Genomic DNA, 22,712 nt, shown 5'->3' with positions numbered 1-22,712 from the left:
TTAAGCTTGGGCTTGCAAATAACGGGCCGAAAGCAAACTCTCGGCAAGAAGCGTCACAAATGCGAACAGCGCCACCCACCACCAGAAGCTTTGCGGCTCCGGTTGGGGCGTGTCCACCACACTACCAGCTTGTCCGGTACCGCCGGCGGACTTGCCGGTCTGTTCCCACAACTGCAGATTCTCACGCGGCGTCGGATCGAGGTCGCTCTCTCGACGATCGACATTCACCGCCACCAGTTCCTGCCGTCCATTCTCGCGGCGCACATCGTAGAATCCCGATTCGCCTAGCCGCAAGCTACTCGCCGCAGCCGCCTCTTTGAGGCTGAGCGCCCGCTCCCCATTCGGCCCCAACACTTCCACCGACGAGGCACGTTTCTGATCGGCGCGCAGATCAAGATAGGAATCCACCAGATAACTCGAGGTCCGCTCTTCGACGTTGCCCAGATAAGCAGCCGTCTGTTCGATAAATGGCACAAAGCCCGGCTTCACCGGAAAGTCGTTCGACACATTATCGAAGCTGGAGGCAAAGACCAGCACCTTGCCTTCTCCCATCTTCTTCTCAAGCAACAACGGACTCCCGTCATCAAGCTTCGCCGCCACCACAGCCCCTTCGGGCACTTCCATGCCAGCGAACTGGAAGAAGCGGACGCCTTCGAGGCGGCCGGCCCGGCGCAAGGACGGAAAGGTCGGGTCTACATTAGCCGCTGCATAGAAGCGCTGCGCCCCACGCGTCGCCACTTTCGATCCTTCGCTCTTGATGCCCACCACCGGAATCACCGGCAGGCTGCCGGTCTGCGTTCCGGCGGCAATCAACAAAGCACCACCGCCTTCCACATAAGTCTTAAGCGCGGCTTCCATCCCCTTCACCGCCAGCCCCGGATCATTCAACACGACAAAAGCGTAGCCCGACAAATTCACGCTCGCCGCATTCCCCGCGCTCATCTCCTCCACGCGGAAGAACGACTCTGTGCTGGACTCGAGCGCCGTCTTGAAATACATGCCGGCACGGGATCCACGCTGCTCCTCAATCAGCAGAACCTTCCGCGGATCCGCACGCTCCACCGTGAAATAGAACTTGTTATCAGCCTCAAGGGCATCAGCATCGGCAATGGCAACTTCCCCGCGCAACCAACCATAAGGCCCTTCCAGCCCAGTGAACTCTACCGTGACCCTTCCGTTCTCCGGCACCTCAACGGTCTTCGAGGCAATCTGCTTCCCGTTGATGCGCAGCACCACCGTCTTCTTCGCTGCGGGCGCGTTAAAAGCAGTCAGCGTCGCGTTGACCTTCGCCTTGCTCAAATCGGAAATCGTACGCGGCGCATTCACTGTCTCCACCGTATAGTTCGGCATCTTGCGTCCAACATCGATCACCTTCAGCTCATTGCCGGGTTCGAGCACCAAGTCGCTGAAGGAAGGCGGCATCGCCGTCCGTTGCGCGTCCGTCACAAAGCTCACCTGCAAGGCGCGGCCACTCGATCGCCCTGCATCGCGCAGCGCACGCGCCAGTTCCGCAAAGCTCGATTTCTCATCGCTCGGCCCAACGCTATTGATGGCCCCAGTCAGTTCGTTGCGGTCCTTCGTAACCGGCGACAAGAAACTCACATGGCTGCCCAGGCTCCACACCTGCGCCACGCCGCCGCTCGGTAAAGCGGCCAGCGCTGCGGTGCGCGCTGCATTCAGACGATCGCCCTCGCGCATCGAAAACGAATTGTCGACCACAATCAGATGCAGCACATTCGCCGCATTCAGAATCGCCGGCGGCTTGTTCAAAAAGGGCTGCGCAAAAGCAAGCGCGATCAGCAATAAGAGCAAAAGCCGCAGCGCCATCAGCGCCTTGTACTTCAGCCGCCGCTGGTAGGTGGTCGATTCCGTGCGGCGCTCCATCAGCATCGTCGAAGCAAACTGGATCGGGTCCTGCTTGTGCTGTTGCAACAGGTGCAACCACACCGGCAAACCAGCCGCCACCACGCCACCAAGCAACCACCAGGGAGACAGCAGGCCCATCGCTTACATCCTCCCCTGACGCGCCGCCAGATACTCGCGCAGGCCTGCGTCGAGCGGCTTATCGGTCGGCATCAGAAAGTAATCCATCCCAGCGCCCTGCGCCCGGCTCCGCAAATCTTCAATGTGCGCGTCCATCTTCGCCCGGTACTCGGTCTTCACATATTCCGGCGTCACTTCAATCGCTTCACCGCTTTCGATATCGATCATCGTCGCCGGCCCGGTCAGACTCGGCTCCAGTTCCTGCCGGTCCAGAATGTGGAACAGCACCACTTCGTTATTCTTCCAACGCAGCGGCGAGATTGTCTCGATCACCTCTTCCGGCTTCGCATAAAAGTCAGAGACCACAATCACCAGTCCCCGCTGGCGGATCAGTTCAAGAAAGTGCCGGAAGGGCTTTGAGAAATCGGTATGCTGTCCCACCTCGGCATGCTCAACAGCATGCAGCAGGCGTTGCAGTTGGCCCACGCGCGAGGACGGCGGAATGAACTGCCGCACCTCATCGTCAAACAGAATCAGACCCGCCGCATCGCGCTGCTGTACCGCCAGATAGAGCAGGCTCGAAACCAGAAATCGGCTGTAGTCCAGCTTGTTCGGCTTGGCCCCAAAGCTCATCGACTTCGACAAGTCGAGCAACACCGTCATCCGCGTATTCGTCTCACCGCGATAACGCTTCAGATAGATACGATCCGTGCGGGCGTAGACATTCCAATCCACACTGCGCAGGTCATCGCCCGGCGTGTACATCCGGTACTCGGCAAACTCCTGGCTGAAGCCAAAGTCGGGGGAGCGATGCAGACCGTTCACGAAGCCCTGCACCACCGTCTTTGCGACGAGGTCGAGCCCCGAGATCGCGGCCAGTACTTGCGGATCGAGAAAATTCTGCTGCAAGGGCTACTCTTTCGGAACGGGAACGAAGTCGATCAGTTTGGTGAGCAGCGCATCGGTTGTCAGGCGCTCGCTCTCGGCCTGGAAGTTCAGCAAAATGCGATGCCGCAGAATCGGCGTCACCAGCTTCTGCACATCCTCATAAGTGACGTGATAGCGGCCCTTCATCAAGGCGCGGGCCTTCGAGGCCAGCACCAGATTCTGAATGCCGCGTACGCTCGCCCCAAAATTCACATACTTCTTCACAAAGTCCGGCGCGGAGGCATCGCTATGCCGCGAGGCCCGCACCAGCGACACCGCATAACGGGCCACGCTTTCGGCAATCGGCACCATGCGCACCAACTGCTGGAAACTCAGCATCTCTTCCGCCGTCGTGATCGCCGAGGCGCGCGCCGTCGTCGTGCTCGTCGTCAGGCTCACCACCTTCAGCTCATCCTCAGCACTCAAATAGTCGAGCACGGTATTAAACAAGAAGCGATCCAACTGCGCCTCAGGCAGCGGATAGGTGCCCTCCAGTTCAATCGGGTTCTGCGTCGCCAGCACAAAGAAGGGGCTCGGCAGTTTGTAGTGATTGCCGCGCACCGTCACCGTGCGCTCCTGCATCGCCTCGAGCAAAGCCGATTGCGTCTTTGGAGGCGTGCGATTGATTTCGTCGGCCAGCACCACATTGCCAAAAATCGGACCCTGGACAAAGTTCCAGGTGCGCCGTCCCGTGGCCGGATCTTCTTCGATAATGTCGGTGCCGGTGATGTCAGACGGCATCAGGTCGGGCGTGAACTGGATGCGGGTAAACTTCAAACCGAGGATGTCGGCCAGAGTCCGCACCAGCAAAGTCTTGGCCGTACCCGGCAGGCCGGTGATCAGACAATGTCCACCGACGAAGAGCGCGATCTGCACTTGATCCAGCACTTCTTCCTGGCCCACGATGACCTTGTGAACTTCGCTGACCAGTGATTGTTGAACGCTTTGAAAACGCGCCACGCGGGCTTTGATATCAGTCGTGTCGATGGGCGTTTCAGTCGGGATCGTGCTCATGAATGATTCCTTGGATTATTGATTGCTCGAACGGCTCTCAAGCTCGAGTAACAACTTCTGGGCCGGCTTGAAGCTGGGTGCCAATTCGAGCGATTGGAACAGCGCCTCTTTCGCTTCGGGGCGGCGAGACAAGGCCAGGTAGCTTCTGGCCAAATTGTAATATGCACCCGCGGGGTCCACCGGCTTTGAGGCCAATTGGGCCTGGAAAGCAGGCAGCGCGCGCTGCGGCTGTTGGAGATCAAGATAGTATTCGCCCAGCTTGCGATGCAGATCCTCGTCCCCCACCGGCGAAATATACATCAGACGCTGGAGCGCGGCGGCGGCCATCGCTTTATCGCCCCCCTCTTCCTCCAACTGCGCGAGTTGCTTCAAAGTTTCCGGATTGCGGCCCGCTGCCTTCGCGTATTCCCGCAGTACTTCGCGAGCCTTCGCCTTGTCCTTCTTCGCCAGATAGGCCTTCGACAACAACTCATAACCCACCGGCAACATCGCCGTCACCGGATAGCCATCCGTTGCCTTCTTGCCTTCGGCGATCGCCGTATCGTAGTCCTTCGCAGTCAAGGCCTTGCTTGCCGCCGCCATCGCCTCGCGAATCTCTTTCATCTTTGAAGCCGCCTTGCCGTAGCGCTCATTCATGAACGCATAGAGCTTTTCATCAAACTCTTCGGGCTTCAGCTTCAACTGCTCGGCAATCACCTCAACCGTGGTCTTGTGCTCGGAAAATCCCTTGGTCATCGCGTTCAGCCTGTCCTGGCCATAGGTCAGGACAATCCAGTCAATCGCCTGCCCTGCCTGGAAATAGCTCAACTGCACCTGATTCGGTTCCTTCGGCCGCACAAAGCCACGATCGAGTTCGGCAATCGGCAGAAACTTCTTTTCCTTCAAAGCCAGCAGCGTCCCCGGATCGGGCGGATCGCCCCACTCGGGCGACACCATTGTCTCCTCATGAACACTGATGCCTTCGGTGTACCAGCGCGGCGTCAGAAACTTCGTCGCCACCAGGATGTAGCTATGGCTCAACTCATGCCAAAGCGTCGAGGCCCAGTGATACTCACCGGCCTTGCGGGCCGACGGCGAATCCATCGCCACCACCGGACCAAAGCTCACGCCGGTGGCTCCCAGCCCCGGCATGCCCATCGTGCGCACAGCAAAGTCTTCGTGATTCGGATAGACCTCCACCTCCAGCGGTGCATCGAGATGCATCTTGTACTTCGCCTCAAAGCTCAGCCGGGCCTTGCGCACTTCCTGCTCAAAGTAAGGCTGCAGAATCGCTGATTCCTTCTGGTCCAGGCGCAGCTCACCGCCCTCAAACTTCGTCGAGATGAACTTTGAATACTTGTCCATCAGCCGCAGCGAGTTCACCACTTCGGTCGAAGTGAATCCAGCGTTATAAGCCGTCTCTAGTTCCACCCGGGCCGGCTCTGGCTTTCCCGTGCGCATCAAATTGATGCCAAGCTGTTCGCGTGCCACCCACAAGTCTGGCGTCAAGGCGACAGCCTTCTTGTAGTATGCAATCGCCTCTTCATAGCGGCGGTTCAGAACAAAGTGATGGCCTACCCAATACCAGGCTTCTCCATAGCTAGGATCAATCGCCAGCACCTTCTCGATCTGATCGGTCGGCCGGTTCTGCAGCAGTTCGATGGTCCCCAGAGTCGCCATTGCATTCAGTGCCTTCGCGTTGATCGCGAGCGCCTTCTGCGCCTCCTCGGCGGCCTTCACGGGTTCAGAATTCTCAAGCGCCAACTGCGCGAGCAGTTCATGAGCCTGGTACAGCTTCGGGTCAGCGGCAGCGGCACGCTGCGCCAGCTCGACCGCCTTCGTATCGAATCGCTTCGACAAGATCTTGGCCATCAACATCAGGCCCCGCACATTGGCCGCATCCATCTCCAGGGCCTCAGAAACGGACTTGATCGCCTCCGGCTCATTAAAGCGCTCAAAGAACAACGCCCCTTCGCGAATCCGCACTTCCGCATCCTGCGGGTGTACCTCACGAGCGAGGTCAAACTCCCGCAGCGCATCCTCATACTTGCCCGTGCCCCAAAGACCCTCTGCCTGGATCGCCGCTTCTTTTTCCGCCAGCAAGCCGACAAAGCACTGCGTCGACTCCACGACCTTACGCTGCTTGCGCAAGTCCCAGCATCGCGCCGCCTTTGAGGTGTCATAAGTTGGCTTCACAGCGCTCAGCATCTTCACCTTCGGCATCGGAGCCTGCGCCAGCAGCGCAGACATCGTGAGCAGGCCGATGAGGCTGACTTTCATCACTTGTCCAACTCCTGCTGGACACGAGCCAGTTGCAGAATCAGATTGCGCAGCTCCAGCCGGTATTGATCGGCCGGCATCGCCGCCTTGCGCAGCTTCAGATTGTCCACCTGCTGCTCGAGCGCTTCCCGCTGCCGCAAGAGCGCCTGCTTCTCGGGAGTCTTCGCCGCATTCTGCAGGCTTCCCAGCAACAAGACAGGCGTCCGCATCGCAATCACCGCTTCGCCCTTGGTCGTATCGGGAATACGGAATCCAGCCGCACTGGCCGTATCGGCCAGCAACGGATGCTCGGTCGCCAGACGCTTGTTCGTCTCGTAGTACTTCGTGGTCTTTGACTCGGCGTAGCGATAGGCTTCAAGCGCCGTAATCGTCTCGTTCTTGTCGGCATCGGCCTGCGGGTCGCGCAAGGCCTCGAGCCAGTAACGCGGAAACACCGTCGACAGCTTCTCGGTGCCGCTCTTGGTTGCCGTAATGACGACGCGCCCTTCCTGGCGCAAGGCAGCCAGGCTGCCGCCACTCGCACTCGTCGTGTTCACCACCACCTGGCGTTTTGCCGCAATGGGCAACATCCACAAGGCCAGATCCTTCGCCGCCATGTCCGGGCCCGGCAGATTGAACTTATAGTCAAAGCCGTCAAAGGTGCCATGGCCGATCAAGGTCACCACAACCGTATCGTCTGGCTTCGCCTCGTGGGCCACCTGCGCGAAGATTTCCTTCAGACGCACTTTCGTAGCCTGCGCGCCGCTGACACTGAACACCTTTGCATCGGGCGCTGCCTTGGTCAGCTTATCCAGTTCTTCAATGTTGCTCTTGAAGCGAGTCTCGTAATCTTCCTGTCCGCCCAGTCCGCCGACATTCACATAGAAGGTCGCGGCCATCACCGGAGACGCAAGTAGAAATAACAGCTTCATCTAGACAGCTCCCCAACGGCGGCGTAGCAGCCATTCCGCACCTTTCGCGCCAAACAGCGCGAGAAAGAATGCGGGCATATTCCAAAGATCCTTTGTCTCGCGTGTCGTGACGCCGGCTTCAGAATAAGCAATATCTTCGGGCAGTGTGCTCGCCGTCGCCGGCGTGTAATAGTTGCCATTCGTCTGCCGGCTCAAGCCTTCGAGCAACTGCTTGTTCTGCTCCGCATGAAAATTCTCGGCAACCCCATCCTGCCGCACAAAGGTGAAAACATCGCGGCCCATCTCTTCCTTGCCATTCTTCGCCAGTACTTCGACAACATAGCTGCCGGCCTTCGGCGCATCCCACTTCGCAGTGAAGATCCCCGGCTGCGTCGCATCGGGCGTCAGCGGAATCATCGAAGCCGCACCACCCGGACCCAACACCCGCGCCTCCACCGTCGCCGCGCTCACCGGATGATAGGCCTTATCCCGAATGTCCGCCCGGAACTCCAGATTCCCCTCATCGAGCAACACCTGCTTGCTTGGACTCGCCGCAATCTGAGCCGGCGTCTCGCTCACCAGCCAGCGCAAAAGCTGCTGCCAGAACAATTCATGACTCATGTCTTTGGCATCCTGGCTCATCTGCCAGCGCCAGGTGCCGCTGCTGGCAAACACGGCCGTGCGGCCGCGGCCATAGCGCTCGGTCACCAACAGCGGAAAGCGTCCTTTGCTGGTTGGCAGTGCATCAATCAATACCGTTGCGCCCGCCTTGGCCGTGCCAGTCTCCTGATAATTCGCCATAAACGGCAAAGTCTTCCAGCGCTCAACATTCTTTGCCGCGTCTTCTTCAATGCGGACAATCAGACTATCGCGGCCCGCCTGCGTCAGTTCCGCCGTTGCCGGATCGCGATGAAAAGTTCCCTTGCGGTCACTCAGCGTCACCGGAATGATCTCTGCAATCGAACTGGCCGCATAGCCGCCATCGTTCAGCGCACCCCGACCCGCCACAAACATCACCCCGCCGCCGCGGCGGTCGGCAAAGTCCTTGATCATCGTCTGCTGCTTCGGCGTAAAGTAGCTCGCCTCGACACCGCCAATCATCAGCCCGCTGAACTTGAACAGTTCTTCTTCCTTATCTGGAAAACCCTGCTCCAGTTCCTTCGCGTTCTCTACCCCTTGGCGATAGATCTTGTTCTGTGTCGTCCGCAGCATCGTCGTCAGTTGGACATTGCGATCCCCATCAAGCGCGCGGCGAATGAACTTGAAGTCCCACTTCGGCTCGCCTTCGATATAGAGAATGCGCGGCTTCAAACTCTCGACATTCACCAACCGCAGTTGCGCGTTGTTGTTGCTATTCTCCTCATCGGCCAGCTTCACGATGCGTGCCTCGACACTGCGCGCCCCAGCCAGCCCGGCATTGAACAACAGCGTCTCGGTTTGCGGTACGCCTTCATCTCCCAGCGTCACTTCTCGAGAGCTGACAATCTTGCCGTCCAGGCTCAGCATCAGCTTCGCCTTCTGCCCCTTGTAGCCATAATTCCGAAAACTGACTGCCGCCCCAATGCGGCTATCGGACAGTGCGCGCTGCGGCGTATCGAGATCGATCACTTCGACATCGCGCGTCAGCCGTTCGGCGCCAAAGCCAACCGTGTGAATCGGAATGCGGCGGCGGCGAATCTCATTCAGCGAATCGGCTTCCATGCCGCCCGCGTTATCGCTGCCATCGCTCAACAACACCACGGCCCCAATCGGCAGACTCGCGGACTCCTCCATCATCTGTTTCATCGCCGTCCCGAGATGCGTCGTACTCTGGCCACCGCTCACCGCATCAAGGCCCTGGATCCGTTCGAGATTCGCTCCCGCCCGGTACACACGCACCTGAAAGCGATTGCGCAGCTTCTGCAGCAACCCTTCGTTCAACAGGCTCTTTGCGGTATCGATGCGCGTCGCGCTCTGCTTGCTCCCCTCATTCGGCAGCTTCATACTGCTCGAATCGTCGATCACCACAGCCACCACATTCTGTTGCGGCTTCAAGGCAGTCACGCGAAGGCCCGGCCGCCAAAGCAGGAACAGCAGCAGGCAAAGCACAAAGGTCTGCAATGCAGCAATGACAATCCAACGCGCGCCCTTCAGATTCGCGCCATGGCGCTTCAGGACAACAAACGCGATCCCCGCCGCAATGCCGGCACAGAGAAGCAACAGCAGCCACACAGACCACCCGGAGGCGAAAACAAATTCGCCTTTCGAGAAGAGTCGCGAAGGATAGAGAAACAGCGATTCAAACATGCTTGAGAGTGATTCGGTGACGGCTCAGTGCGTCATGCTGTAAATGATGTAATTCAAGCCAATGCGATAGGCCATCGACGTGTACCGCTCCGGATATTGCGGCATATCCGCATGCTCCCAGGCATCGCCCAGGTCCATGTTGTGGCAAATGGCGACAACAATGCGTCCCTTATCGTCGTAGATGCCGCCCCATTTATCCTTGACGCCGTCCTGCTCATAGGTTTGCCCAGTGTAGAACATCACAATTCCCGGAATTTGGATGCGATCGTCGAGGTCGAAAAGAATATGGAAGATCGCGTCTTTATTGTTGATATCCACAACGGGTCGATCGGGAAACACGCGGCTCATCGAGCGCATGAAAATTTCCCATTCAATGGTGCCGTGGAAGTCATCCACCATCAGAAAGCCACCGCGATTTAGATACTCGCGCAACTTGGCTGCCTGCGTATCGCTCAGATCCCAATGCCCCACTTCCACCGCGTAGAGCCACGGGTAGTCGAAAATCTTATCGGTATCGAGATCCACCACTTCTTCGACACTACGCGCATGCACACGCGAAAGCCGGCGAATGCCCTGCGCTAAATGACGCTCTGCTTTCGGCGCATCCGTAGACCAGCTCCCACGCACGCCCCAATAGCCCGCTTGTTGTCGATAGGAGTTATAACGAAGGCGCGCAAAAGTCCATTCGGTCTTCTCGGCAGCATCGGTGGGATAAGGTTCCGGATCGTCATCCCCGTCCAGGAACGACGGTCGATTCCGGCCCCGCTGGAAGGCGAGCGCAACCCCGGCCAGCATGATCACGATGCACAGCGCGCGGAGGTATTTTTTCTTCGCCATCAGCCAGATTGAGCCTACTCTAACACGGACGAAACAGCGTGGATCTCGTTACCCAATTCGTGAAGATTTTCCAACCGCCTTGTCCCAGAGCACCCAATTCCGAGACATAATCTAGCTTTGGAGCAAAGAGTGAGCATGGGGAACGAAAGCCTAACAATTACCGACAACAGAACCGGCAAGTCTTACGAGCTGCCGTTGAAGCATGGCAACATTCGCGCCATGGATCTCCGGCAGATCAAAACGACTGAGAAAGATTTCGGGGTGATGTCCTATGACCCCGCCTTCTTGAATACCGCAGCTTGTGAGAGCCGGATCACCTTTATTGACGGCGATCTCGGCATCCTGCGCTACCGCGGTTACCCAATTGAGCAGCTGGCCGCCAAGTGCAGCTACCTCGAAACGGCCTATCTTCTTCTCTATGGCGAACTGCCGGATGAGAAGAAACTCAGCGACTTCACGGCGCGCGTTGCCCGCCACACTTTCATCCACGAAAACATGAAGAAGTTCATGGAGGGCTTCCGCTACGACGCCCATCCGATGAGCATGCTCGTTAGCTCCATTGCCGCGCTGTCCAGCTTCTATCCCGATGCCCGCGAAGTCCACAATCCCGAAGTCCGCGAACTGATGGCCATCCGCCTCATCGCCAAGATTCCGACCATTGCCGCTTACGCCTTCCGCCATACCAACGGCCTGCCCTTTGTCTATCCCGACAACGAGCTCAGCTACACGGCCAACTTCATGAACATGCTCTGGAAGATGGCCGAGCCGAAGTTCCTCGCCAATCCCGTCCTGGCCCACGCGCTCGACATCCTGTTCATCCTCCACGCCGACCATGAACAGAACTGCTCCACCTCCACCATGCGCGTCGTCGGATCCTCACAAGCCGATCCCTTCCTCAGCATGGCCGCCGCAGCATCCGCACTCAGTGGTCCGCTGCACGGTGGAGCCAATGAGGAAGTACTGCGCATGATCGATGAGATCGGCAGCATTGAACACATTCCCGCCTTCATCGAAAGCGTCAAGAAGGGCGAGCGCAAGCTCATGGGCTTTGGCCACCGCGTCTACAAGAATTACGATCCGCGCGCTCAGGTCATCAAAGAAACCGCCGACAGCGTCTTTGCCGTTACCGGCCGCAACCCCAAGGTCGACATCGCCCGTGAGATCGAGAAGATCGCGCTCAGCGACGAATACTTCGTCAAGCGCCGCCTCTACCCGAACGTCGACTTCTACTCCGGCATCATCTACGAAGCCATGGGCTTCCGTCCCGAGATGTTCACGGTCCTCTTTGCCATTCCCCGTACCTCCGGTTGGCTCGCTCACTGGGAAGAGCAATCGAAGGATGCCGATACGAAGATCAGCCGTCCGCGCCAGGTCTATCTCGGCTCCGGCGAACGCAACGTCAAATAGAACAAGCTCCATAAACAAAAAAGAGGCGCGATCCCCATCGCGCCTCTTTTTCTTTTCTACGGCATCCGCGCGCCCGGCAACGTCCCAGGCTTCCACTCGGGCGCCGCCATTCCATTCAAGTCATAGATCGTTTTCCCACCCCGCAGCGTCAGCTCCGTCGTCAACCGTAAATTGCCATTCACCCGTTGCGCACGGTTATCCAGATAACCGAACTTCCCCTTCGTCAAACGCAGCACCGCCACATCGGCATCAGAGCCAACGCTGAGCGTTCCAAGCTCCGGCCGCTTGATCGCCTTGGCTGCCGACGAGGTCGTCATCCGGACCACCTGCTGCAACGGCAGTCCATGAATCAGAAACTTCGACATCACATTGTTGAGGTCCTTCATGCCTTCGCTCCAACTCCGGATGTGCAGATCCGTCGACAAGGTATCGGGATAGAACTTCTCCGCAAAGGCAGCCTTCGCCACAGTCCAGAAGAAACTTCCGTTGCCATGTCCCAGATCAAACAACACACCGCGCTTGCGTGCCTCCCACAGCACCGGATTCAGCTTCCCGTTTGGCAGTTGTTCGTTCCGCAGTCCTGAGAACACATGGGTATAAATGTCCCCCGGACGGAGCTTCTTCAGCAGCAACTCTTCAATCGTGCGCTCCGGCTTGCGCGACCCAAAATCAACCATCACCGGAATATTCGCCCCCACGCCCCCCACCAGCGCCTGATCCACGGCAATCCAGTCCGGTGCGCCATAGTGAGCCGTCTTCACCCCGACGATGATCTCCGGATATCTTTTCGCAATCGCCGCCACTTCATCGCCCTTCATGTCCGCGCTATTCTGCTCATTCTGATTGCCGCTCATCCCTAACCCCGCGACATTCACAAATGCGAGCACCCGGGTTCGCGACCGATCAATCACCCGCTTCTTGAAATCCTCAAAGTTCCGCCAGCCGGAGGTGCCGGCATCGACAATCGTCGTCACTCCGCTGCGCGGCGCAATTGCATCTGGCATCAGCGAAAATTCACCCGCATACTGCGCAATCAAACCGGTATTCGCATAGACATGCGCGTGGATATCAATCAACCCTGGCGTCACGTAAAGGCCACTGGCATCCACCACCTTGCAATCGGCTTCAGTCGCAATCTTCGCCTCGACGCGGGCGATCTTACCTCCGGCGATGGCGACATCCATGCGCCCATCGCGATTGTTTGCGGGATCGATCACATGCCCGTTCTTGATCACAAGATCGAAGGAGCACGCCTGAACAAGAGAAACGGTCAGAACAGAGAGAAGCAATAAGAATCGCATCAGCGTTAGCATATCGATGATGCCTGATGATTCGCCAGCCGACTTCACTCAGACCGTCGTCGGCACCGGCGCGGTCCAGGCTGCGCGAAGCACAACTCCCAGCTCGCATTCTTCTCAGCCACACCCCATTGAAGGCCGATTTCCCCCGGGAACCCTGCTCAATGGCCGCTACCGCATCATCGCTCTGCTCGGCCGCGGCGGCATGGGCGAAGTCTACCGCGCCACCGACCTCACGCTCGGCCAGTCTGTCGCCCTGAAGTTTCTCCCCCACCTCGTCGACAATGATCCTCGCTGGCTCGAACGCTTCCACAGCGAAGTCCGCATCGCCCGCCAGGTCTCTCATCCCAACGTCTGCCGTGTCTATGACATCGGCGAGAGTGAAGGACTTCCCTTCCTTTCGATGGAATACGTCGACGGAGAAGATCTCTCCACCCTCCTGCTCCGCATCGGACGCCTGCCCACTGACAAGGCTCTCGAGATCTCACGCAAGATCTGCGCCGGTCTGGCCGCGGCCCACGATCGCGGCGTCATCCATCGCGACCTCAAACCGCAGAACATCATGCTCGACAAGCGTGGCGAGGTGCTCATCTGCGATTTCGGACTTGCCGCTGTCGCCGATCAATTGAGTGGTCCCGAATCCCGCCAGGGCACGCCCGCCTACATGGCCCCCGAGCAACTCAAAGGCACCGAAGTCACCCAACAAAGCGACATTTATTCGCTCGGCCTGGTCCTCTACGAAATCTTCACCGCCCGCAAAGCGTACTCAGGCACCACGGCCAACGAACTGCTAAACCAGCAGGAGGCCATGTCGATCACCAGCATGATTTCGTTGGCAACCGACATTGATCCTTCTGTCGAGAAGGTCATTCGCCTTTGCCTCGATCCCACTCCCGCGCACCGGCCCAAAACCGCCCTCATCGTATCCGCGGGCTTGCCCGGTGGCGATCCTCTTACGGCCGCGCTCGCGGCTGGCCAAACCCCAAGCCCGGAGTTGGTGGCCGCCAGCAGAAGCGAAGGTCTCGGCCGTCGCCACAGCATCCCGCTCCTCGCCTTTTGCCTGCTCTTTCTCGCAAGCTTTCCCTTTTTCAAAGGACACATCGAGACCCTGGACTACACGCCACTCGATCTGGCGCCGGCGGCCTTGCAGGCACGTTCCCAGGAACTCATCAAAACCTTCGGCTACCCGGAGAAACCCATGGATTGGGAACAGTTCTTCGAAACTCGAGGCGGGGTGAAAACATGGTTGGAGAAGCAGAATAGTCGCGACTGGAACAAGCTCTTTGCCGCGGAGTCTCCCATTCTGTATGCCTACCGCCAGAGCAACGACTATCTCACCGAGAGTCCCGATGGTCTCGTACGTTGGAACCGTCCTGGCTTTGACGCGCCAGGCATGGTCCGGCTCATGCTCGACAGCATGGGAAATCTGATCCTGTTTGAAGCCATTCCCTCCCGCAAAGAAGAGAGCCCAACAATCCCCTGGAACGAGAATCACCTCTTTGAGGCCATGAGCTTCGATCGCTCGAAGTTCGCCGAAGCCCCCGCCCTCCGAACACCCGGCAGCGTCTTTGACCAGCGGGTGAGTCTGCGTGGCCCCCACCCTCGACTGCCAGGAACCACAGTCGACCTCCAATACACCACATGGAAAGGCCGCCTCACCTCACTTTACATCCAGGCTCCCTGGTCGCCGCCCATCAGCGATAGCGGCAGAATGCTGGATAAAGCACAGAACGTCCAGCAGCACTTCATCACGCTCGCTCTGCTCGGCTTTCTTTTCTTCAGTGCCAGTCTCGCCCACAAGAACTGGATCAGCAACCGTGCCGATCGGCGAGGCGCATTCCATCTCTTCGTCATCCGCATGATTCTGCTTCTCTCCGCTTGGTTGCTGAGTGCACACTACATCCCGGACCTCCGGATGTTCAGTTTCGCTGGCTTTGCCATCGCGGAAGCGCTTCTCAGCGGATTGGTTTTATGGCAGCTCTACCTCGCTCTCGAACCGGCTCTGCGCGCCCGTTGGCCGAAGTCGATCATCACCTGGAACCGGATTCTCTCCGGCAACTTCACTGACCCCGCAGTCGGATCCCACATCCTGATGGGCGTGGCCATGGGGATCATCATCACCTCCGCCTTTCTCGTTAGAGATTGGTTTAGCTTCCAACGCAGCGGCTTGCTCAGCACCGGGAACATCAGCGATCTCTCCACCCGCGATTGGATCGCCTCGCACCTTCTCATTGCCAACAGTTCCCTCAGTGTCGGACTGCTCTTCTTCTTCGTCATCTTCGGACTCAAAGTTTTATTCCGCCGCGAGCTCCCCGCCATCGTGGTCTCTGCGATCCTGCTCTCCCTCACCAACGGCCAACTCTTCCAATCGCAAAACGTCTGGCTCGACGCAGGTGTTTACACCTTGATCAGCCTCTTCATCATGATTGGCCTCATTCGCTTTGGACTCCTCACCACGCTCGTAGCCGTATTCATCACCAACTCCCTCGGACGCGCAGCCACTTCCACTGACCCCTTCGACTGGTTCATGCCCTTTACGATCACTACCCTCGTGATGGCCGCAGTCCTGGCGATCTACGGCTTCTGGCGCTCCCTGGGAAACCAACACATCCTCGGAGAAACCGCACAATGAACCCTCTCACCAACGCTCGCATCATCGACCTCGAGCAACCCCGCTTCACTGGTATGCCCATCCATCCGGCTCACAAACCCGGATATTTCTACGCGCTACACCGCCGGCATTCCGACCCAACCGGCACCCCCCGCACCAGCGCTGGCGGCGTGCTGACGATGATGGAACACACCGGCACTCACATCGACGCACTCTCGCACCAAGCCGCACACGGTTGCCTGCATGGTGGAGTGAACGCCCACGAAGTGGAATCGCCCGCCGGCTTCTCCCAACACGGTGTCGAAGAAATTCCACCGCTCCTCCGCCGTGCCGTCTTTGCCGATCTCGCGCCCCTTCCTGCCGAGTACGAATTCACCGCAGACGACCTCGAACGCGCGCTCGGTGGCACGCGCCCCAACCCCGGCGACATCCTGCTGGTCCGCACCGGCTTTGCCAAGCTCTGGCACGATGAGGCGGCTTATCTCAAAGCGGCTGGCGCTCACAAGTCTGCGACCCTCTGGGCCGCAGATCACCAAGTGTCTGCCGTCGGTGCGGACAACATGGCTTGGGATGTCCCCGGTGTGGTCGATCCCGAAACCGGAGTTACGCTCTTTGCCCACTTTTACCTTCTCCCGCAGAAAGGGATCTATATCATTGAGAATCTCAATCTCGAAGAGCTTGCTACCACCGGAGTGAAAGAGTGTTTCTTCATCTGCCTCCCTCTCAAGCTCAACGGAGCTACCGGTTCTCCGGTCCGGCCAGTTGCCCTTGTAGCCGCGCCTTAATCTGTACCTTTCTGCCATATTTGCGGAGACCTTACCCATCAAGCAATAAAAATCCATCAGGCAAGAAATCTAACTAACAGTAAAATCCACCTTACTGTAAGCTATAAAGAATCTATGTTCCGCTTCTTCGCGAACCTATTTCGAGCGGATTTCATGCCGCACGGTTATTGTTTTGCGTGGAGACCTGAGATTCTCTGGCTTTCGGTTCTCGCAGATGCGCTCATAGTTCTGGCCTACATCACAATCCCCATCACGCTGATTGGCTTTGTCTACCGCCGCAGAGATCTGGTATTCAATTGGATTTTCTATATGTTTGCCGCATTTATCCTCCTTTGCGGCGCAACTCATGCGGTCAGTATTTATGTCCTCTGGTATCCCATTTATCGCTTTGAAGTTCTCCTGAAACTCGCAACCGGCATTGTTTCCATCTGCACAGCGGGAATGCTATTTAAGTTGATCAAGGTCGCCTCAAAGTACCCCTCTCCCGCAGATCTCGAAGATGCGAACAACCGGCTGGCGCTCCTCAACGCGCAACTCGAACGAAAGGTAGAAGAGCGCACGAAGGAACTCGCCTCCGCACGGGATGAAGCGGTGGAGGCGAATCGAGCCAAATCGAATTTCCTGGCGACCATGAGCCACGAAATCCGCACTCCACTCAACGGCATCATCGGCACCCTGGGACTCATTCCACCCTCTGCACTCCCTGCTGAAGAAAACGATCTCTTCGACACCATTCGCCTCTCCAGCGATGCACTCCTCACCGTGATCAATGACATTCTCGATTTCTCGAAAATCGAAGCAGGCAAGCTATCGATGGAAGCGGCCCCATTCGATCCACGTCAGGTTGTCGAAGAATCCATCGCGCTCAATGCCGCTGGCGCCCGGCGCAAGCATCTCGGATTACGGCGCAGCATTTCCGACGAGATTCCGGAGGCGCTGCTGGGCGACAGTGTTCGTCTGCGGCAAATTCTGGTCAATCTCCTGTCGAACGCGGTCAAGTTCACGCCCCAGGGCGAAGTCTCCTGTAAAGTAACGCTTCTCAACCGTACCGCCACTCACGCCTCGCTCCGCTTCGAGGTTGCCGACACGGGAATCGGCATTTCCGAGGCGGCACACGCTCATCTGTTCGAGGCCTTCACTCAGGCAGATTCCTCCATGAACCGCCGCTACGGCGGCACGGGACTCGGTCTTGCCATCTCTAAACGCCTGGTCGAGATGATGCACGGACGCATTGGCGTGATCAGCCGGGAGCACGCAGGATCAATTTTCTGGTTCACAATCGAACTCCCCTTGGCCAACTCGCTGCCCAATCCCCCCACTCCCGCCGCAACCTTGGCCACCCGGCGCATCCTTGCCGTCGACGATAACGAGATCAACCTGCGCATTCTCTGCCATATGCTCACCGTGGAACAAGTCCAACTCGTCGAGTCCTCCTCGGGCACTCATGCCCTCGGAATCCTGCTGGAGGCGCTGCAGGCCGAACAGCCTTTTGATGCGGCCATCATTGACGTTGAAATGCCTCTGATGGATGGACTCATGCTCACCCGGGCCATTCGCTCGCAGCCGGGCCTCCAACAGCTTCCGGTGATTCTTCTCGGCTCATCGGCTCACGACCTGGACCGCAAGCTGCTGAACAATCTGCGAATCGATACCTGCCTGCTCAAACCAGTACAACCCGAAGCCCTCCGAGCCGCATTAAACCACGCCATCTGCACTCCGGAGTCACCGCTGGAGGAGGAAAGCAGCAGCTTGGATCCCATCTCTGCCAGGGTGCTCCTGGCAGAAGATAATCCGGTCAACCAGAAGGTTGCCCGGATCATGCTCGAACGTTTGGGCTGCGAAGTCACGATTGCTGCCGATGGAAGCCAGGCCTTCCAAGACCTGCGCGAGGGCGACTTCGATGTCGTACTGATGGATTGCCAGATGCCCGGGATGGACGGATATGCCGCAACCGCCGCAATTCGCGAATGGGAGAGGAACGAAGGCCGCAAATCTCTGCCCATCGTCGCCCTCACCGCCAATGTGATGGCCGGAGCCCAGGACCTGTGCCTGGCCGCCGGAATGACAGACTATCTCGCCAAACCTCTCACAATCCACCAACTCAGCGATGTTCTTCGCCGTGTCCTGGCGATGCAGGAGCAAAGCTCCTGATAAACTAGTGACTTACAAGTACAATGTTTCGCTTTGAGACCGCGGGCGAGAGCCATGGCGAATGTCTGGTGGCTACGATCACCGGCCTGCCCTCTGGCATCCCGATATCCCTAGAAAAAATCAATCGTGAATTGTGGCGCCGCCAGCAGGGCTTCGGCCGTGGCGGCCGCATGAAGATCGAGACAGACACGGCGCACATCGTTTCCGGTGTGCGGCATTCCAAGACCATCGGTGCACCCATTGCATGCATCATCGCCAATCGTGATTGGAAGAACTGGACGCAGTCCATGCCAGTCGAAGATTTCGACGGTGCGGCCGAACACTTCAAAGAAGTGAAGCGTCCGCGTCCTGGCCATGCCGACCTCATCGGCTGCATCAAGTACGACTTCGATGACGCCCGTTACATCCTGGAACGTGCCAGCGCTCGCGAAACGACGGCCCGTGTTGCCGTCGGAGCCATCGCCAAGGCCTACCTCGCCGAATTCGGCATTGAGGTACTGAGTCACGTCGTTGGTGTCGGGCGCGAAACCTCCACCTACGAAGCAACCTGGGAAGACCTCGTCGCGCTTAGCAAAAAAGAGGAAGTCCTGCTCGGCACCGTCGACCCCGAAACCGAAGTCCGCTTCAAGGCTGTCGTAGACGAGGCCTACCGCACCGGGGACACGGTCGGCGGCATCTTTGAAGTACGCGCCCATGGCGTACCGATTGGCTTGGGCTCTCATATCACTTGGGATTCCCGTCTCGACGGCAAACTGGCGCAGGCCATTGTCTCCATGCAAGCGGTCAAGGGCGTTGAAGTCGGCTATTCGCTCGAAGGAGCCCAGAGTTTCGGCAGTAAAGTTCAGGACACCATTCACTACAACAAAGAAGAACGTGAATTCTTCCGGGGCGCCAATCGTGCTGGCGGTCTCGAAGGAGGCATCACCAATGGGCAGGACATCATCGTCCGCGGCCATTTGAAGCCGATCTCGACACTCCGACGTCCCCTGGAAAGCGTCGACCTGCCCACCAGAGACTCCGCCCTTGCGGTCTATGAACGCAGCGACGTCGCGGTCATTCCTGCAGCGGGAGTCATTGGCGAGGCCATGGTCGCGCTGGTTCTGGCCCAGGCCATGCTCGAGAAATTCGGCGGCGATTCGCTTCGCGAAGCAAAGCGGAATTTTGCAAACTATCAAACGCAGGTGCGTGAGTTTTAGATGATTTACAAGATTGTGAAATACGGCAACCCGGTGCTCGAAGTGGTCTGCGAACCTGTCGCAGACTCCGAGTTCGGCAAGTCTGAGCTGAAGCAGTTGGTCGCAGATATGTTCGCCACCATGTACGCAGCAAAGGGCGTTGGCCTCGCCGCGCCGCAGATTGGCCTCACCAAACGCATCACCGTGATCGACCCCTCCTCGGGCGAAGATCCCCTCCAGCGGCTCGTGCTCATCAACCCCGAGATCCTCTCGAAGGAGGGCAGCCTCTCAGAAGAAGAGGGTTGTCTTTCAATCCCCGGCTTCCGCGAGCCCGTCAATCGTGCGAAAAAGACCACCGTCCGTGCCAAGAATGAGCATGGCGCGTGGATTGAAGTTACGGGCGAAGACCTCCTGAGCCGCGCCATCCAGCATGAGAACGATCATCTCGACGGCATCCTCTTTATCCATCGCATCAGCCCGCTGAAGCGCGACATCATCCGCCGCAAAATCCGCAAGCTGGAGAAGGCCGGAGAGTGGGAATAAAAGCCATCTTCCTGGGCACGCCGCAATTCGCCGTGCCCAGCTTAGAAGCGATGGCGCATGCCGGCCACCAGATCCTGGCGGTCTATACGCAACCCGACCGCCCTAAAGGACGCGGCCAGTCTTTGGCCATGAGCCCGGTCAAGAACTCCGCGCTCGCCCTCGGTCTGCCCGTGCGGCAGCCGGAGCGGATTCGGAACACGGCAATTGTCGAAGAGCTAAAAGCCGATGCCCCCGACATCATGGTCATCGTCGGCTATGGCCAGATCATCCCGCAAAGTATCATTGACATTCCTCGTTTTGGCATCGTCAACGTCCACGGCTCGCTGCTCCCGCGCTATCGCGGCGCAGCACCCATCCAGTGGGCCATTGCCAACGGGGAACACGCCACCGGCGTCACCACCATGCAGATCAACGCCGGCCTCGACACGGGCGACATGCTGCTCAAGGCCGCCACCGAAATCGATCCGAACGAGACAGCCGTCGAGCTGGGAGCCCGTCTCGCTCCAATGGGGGCCACCCTGCTGCTCGAGACCCTCACCGCCATCGAGCAAGGCACGATGATTCCGATTCCACAGCAGGATAGCGAGGCCACCCACGCCCCCATCCTCAGCCGTCTCGACGCCGCCATTGACTGGAACTGGCCCGCCACTGTGATCCACAACCGCACGCGCGGCTTCTTCCCTTGGCCCGGCACCGCAACCCAATTCCGAGGGCAAACCCTCCGCATCTCCAAAACCCGTGTCTCCGAGGACTCCACAACTCACGAACCAGGCCGTGTCCTCGGCGCCAAAGGTCCGCTGCGCGTCGCCTGCGGCCAATCCACCGTCCTGGAACTGCTGGAAGTCCAGCAAGAGGGCCGCTCCCGTGTTTCGGGCACCGACCTCCGCAACGGCCTGCGCATCGCCGAAAATGAACTCTTGGGTGATTAAGTGAAAATTCAGCTTCCTCTTGGCTATCAGTACAGCTCCGTCTATGCAGGCATCCGCAAGGTAGAACGCGATGACCTTGCCCTCATCATCTCCGACCAACCGGCCAATGCCGCGGCTGTGTTCACTCAAAACCTGGTGGCCGCCGCCCCGGTTGTGCTCTCGCGTCAGAACCTCGCCATCTCCAAGGGCAAGGTCAAGGCGCTGCTGATCAATGCCGGAAATGCCAATTGCGCCACCCGCACGGGAGCCAAGGTGGCCGAGACCAGTGTCGACGCAGTGGCCGATCTGGCCGCCTGCGACCCCGCACAAGTCCTGCCCTCCTCCACCGGCGTCATCGGCGTCGAGCTCGACGTCAAAAAGATCACCAAGGCGCTCCCCGCTCTCTTCGCAGGTCTCAGCGCCTCGCGCTTTGAAGACGTTGCCCGGGCCATTCTGACCACGGACCTCGTCATGAAGACAGCCTCCGAAACGATTACCCTCAAGCAAGGCAAAGTCCGCATCGCCGGAATGACCAAGGGCTCAGGAATGATCCAGCCGAACATGGCAACCACCCTCGGCTATCTCATGTGCGACGCCGCAATCCCGGCTCCGGCACTCCAGAAGATCCTCACCCGCGCCACCCAGCTCAGCTACAATCGCCTCACCGTCGATGGCGACACCAGTACCAATGACACGGTCGTCCTCCTGGCCAACGGGGCCAGCGGCGTCAAACCCAGCGCAGCCGAATTGCAGCTCGTCGCCGAGGCCGTCACCCGCGTGATGCAGAATCTGGCCGCCCAGATCGCCCGCGACGGCGAAGGCGCCAAGAAGCTCATCCGGGTTCTGGTCAGTGGGGCAAAGTCCGAAGCGGACGCCGAAAAGATCGGCCGGGCGATCGCCAATTCTCCGCTGGTCAAGACGGCCATTGGAGGTTCCGATCCCAACTGGGGCCGGATCATCTGCGCCGCTGGTTATTCAGGAGCCAACTTCCTCCCCGCCGCAACGGACATCTATCTCCAGGGGAAGCGTGTCTGCAAGGCAGGCCTCGCTGCCCCCTTCGACGAAGCAAAACTCAAAGCGAAACTCGACGCCAAGGATGTCGTCATCGACCTCCGCATTGCCGGTGCCGGCAAAGGCTCCGCAGAATTCTGGACCTGCGATTTCACCGAGGGGTACATTGAAATCAATGGCAGCTATCGGACGTAGAAACGCCCTCGCCCTCATCGGTGCCTCCCTGACTCTCCACGCGGAGGTCAGGGATGAACTGCGCGAGGTCCTCGCCGGCATGGCGACCAGTTTGAGCGCCGCCAACTTCTCTGCCTTTTTCAAATCGATCGATAAGGCCATGCCCGGCTATCCGGAGCTGCGGCAGCAAATCACCGGACTCTGCGAAATGGCGGACATCAGTTCGAGCATCGAGATCCAGACGGCGACCGGAGATGCCACGCACCAGACCGCTCTGATCGATTGGTACATGAATCTCAAACCGCTGTCCGAACGGATCGTCAACGAGCAGCGCCGGGAGAGTCTCACCTTCCAATTCGAGAAGCGCGGGAAAAAATGGATTATCACCAAAATCGACCCGATCTCCTTCTTTGAGTTACCAAAACTCTAATCTTCCCAGCAAGATACAAGAGT

At 58.5% G+C, this 22,712-nt stretch carries 17 protein-coding genes; 9 read left to right on the top strand and 8 right to left on the bottom strand.

The window, feature by feature from the left end; genetic code table 11:
* Genes M017_RS0119295 through M017_RS0119265 form a run of 7 tightly spaced genes read right to left on the bottom strand, consistent with a single transcriptional unit; the run spans position 1 to position 10,196 of the window.
* Positions 1–2,004, bottom strand: coding sequence for a BatA domain-containing protein (locus M017_RS0119295; protein WP_031499797.1), 2,004 nt, complete (start codon positions 2,002–2,004; stop codon positions 1–3).
* Between the two features lie 3 nt (positions 2,005–2,007).
* Positions 2,008–2,892 (bottom strand): DUF58 domain-containing protein, encoded by an 885-nt coding sequence (locus M017_RS0119290; protein ID WP_031499796.1) that lies wholly within the window; start codon positions 2,890–2,892, stop codon positions 2,008–2,010.
* A gap of 3 nt (positions 2,893–2,895) precedes the next feature.
* A complete protein-coding gene (locus M017_RS0119285; RefSeq protein ID WP_031499795.1) occupies positions 2,896–3,924 on the bottom strand; it encodes an AAA family ATPase in 1,029 nt (342 codons plus the stop codon).
* 15 nt (positions 3,925–3,939) lie between these two features.
* Positions 3,940–6,183 (bottom strand): tetratricopeptide repeat protein, encoded by a 2,244-nt coding sequence (locus M017_RS0119280; protein ID WP_051670508.1) that lies wholly within the window; start codon positions 6,181–6,183, stop codon positions 3,940–3,942.
* On the bottom strand, positions 6,183–7,094 hold the full coding sequence (locus M017_RS0119275; RefSeq protein WP_031499793.1) for a hypothetical protein: 912 nt from the start codon (positions 7,092–7,094) through the stop codon (positions 6,183–6,185). Before M017_RS0119275 ends, M017_RS0119280 begins: the two co-directional genes overlap by 1 nt.
* The gene (locus M017_RS0119270; RefSeq protein ID WP_031499792.1) at positions 7,095–9,359 is read right to left on the bottom strand and encodes a glutamine amidotransferase; all 2,265 of its coding nucleotides are present in this window, start codon (positions 9,357–9,359) and stop codon (positions 7,095–7,097) included.
* A 24-nt stretch (positions 9,360–9,383) separates the two neighbouring features.
* Complete coding sequence (locus tag M017_RS0119265) at positions 9,384–10,196, bottom strand: DUF4159 domain-containing protein (protein ID WP_031499791.1); 813 nt, start codon at positions 10,194–10,196, stop codon at positions 9,384–9,386.
* Positions 10,197–10,331: 135 nt separating this feature from the next.
* Between M017_RS0119265 and M017_RS0119260 the strand changes: the two genes are divergently transcribed.
* Positions 10,332–11,603, top strand: a complete 1,272-nt coding sequence (locus M017_RS0119260) for a citrate synthase (protein WP_031499790.1) — start codon at positions 10,332–10,334, stop codon at positions 11,601–11,603.
* A gap of 56 nt (positions 11,604–11,659) precedes the next feature.
* Here the strand turns inward: M017_RS0119260 and M017_RS0119255 are convergent, their stop codons facing one another.
* The gene (locus tag M017_RS0119255) at positions 11,660–12,904 is read right to left on the bottom strand and encodes an amidohydrolase/deacetylase family metallohydrolase (RefSeq protein ID WP_051670506.1); all 1,245 of its coding nucleotides are present in this window, start codon (positions 12,902–12,904) and stop codon (positions 11,660–11,662) included.
* Positions 12,905–12,920: 16 nt separating this feature from the next.
* On the opposite strand from M017_RS0119255, the gene M017_RS0119250 reads away from it, so the two are divergent.
* The 8 genes from M017_RS0119250 to M017_RS0119215 all read left to right on the top strand — a co-directional run bounded on the left by M017_RS0119250 (position 12,921) and on the right by M017_RS0119215 (position 22,689).
* Positions 12,921–15,533, top strand: a complete 2,613-nt coding sequence (locus M017_RS0119250; RefSeq protein ID WP_031499788.1) for a serine/threonine-protein kinase — start codon at positions 12,921–12,923, stop codon at positions 15,531–15,533.
* Positions 15,530–16,297, top strand: a complete 768-nt coding sequence (locus M017_RS0119245; RefSeq protein ID WP_031499787.1) for a cyclase family protein — start codon at positions 15,530–15,532, stop codon at positions 16,295–16,297. The genes M017_RS0119250 and M017_RS0119245 overlap by 4 nt, the downstream gene beginning before the upstream one ends.
* Positions 16,298–16,411: 114 nt before the next feature.
* Positions 16,412–18,448 (top strand): response regulator, encoded by a 2,037-nt coding sequence (locus M017_RS0119240; protein WP_051670504.1) that lies wholly within the window; start codon positions 16,412–16,414, stop codon positions 18,446–18,448.
* A gap of 23 nt (positions 18,449–18,471) precedes the next feature.
* Complete coding sequence (gene aroC, locus M017_RS0119235) at positions 18,472–19,644, top strand: chorismate synthase (protein WP_031499785.1); 1,173 nt, start codon at positions 18,472–18,474, stop codon at positions 19,642–19,644.
* Positions 19,645–20,166 carry a peptide deformylase gene (def, locus tag M017_RS0119230; RefSeq protein WP_031499784.1) on the top strand — a complete coding sequence of 174 codons (522 nt, stop codon included), beginning with the start codon at positions 19,645–19,647 and terminating at the stop codon, positions 20,164–20,166.
* Positions 20,157–21,095, top strand: a complete 939-nt coding sequence (fmt, locus tag M017_RS0119225; RefSeq protein ID WP_238325952.1) for a methionyl-tRNA formyltransferase — start codon at positions 20,157–20,159, stop codon at positions 21,093–21,095. The genes def and fmt overlap by 10 nt, the downstream gene beginning before the upstream one ends.
* On the top strand, positions 21,096–22,280 hold the full coding sequence (argJ, locus tag M017_RS0119220) for a bifunctional glutamate N-acetyltransferase/amino-acid acetyltransferase ArgJ (protein ID WP_238325951.1): 1,185 nt from the start codon (positions 21,096–21,098) through the stop codon (positions 22,278–22,280). It abuts the gene before it with no gap.
* Positions 22,261–22,689: a hypothetical protein gene (locus M017_RS0119215; RefSeq protein WP_031499781.1), complete on the top strand. Its 429-nt coding sequence runs from the start codon at positions 22,261–22,263 to the stop codon at positions 22,687–22,689. Before argJ ends, M017_RS0119215 begins: the two co-directional genes overlap by 20 nt.
* The last annotated feature ends 23 nt before the right edge of the window (positions 22,690–22,712 follow it).

Source organism: Bryobacter aggregatus MPL3, assembly GCF_000702445.1.
GTDB classification, from domain to species: Bacteria; Acidobacteriota; Terriglobia; order Bryobacterales; family Bryobacteraceae; genus Bryobacter; species Bryobacter aggregatus.
Note: the sequence above shows the minus strand (reverse complement) of the source record. Positions and strands in the feature narration are given on the sequence as shown.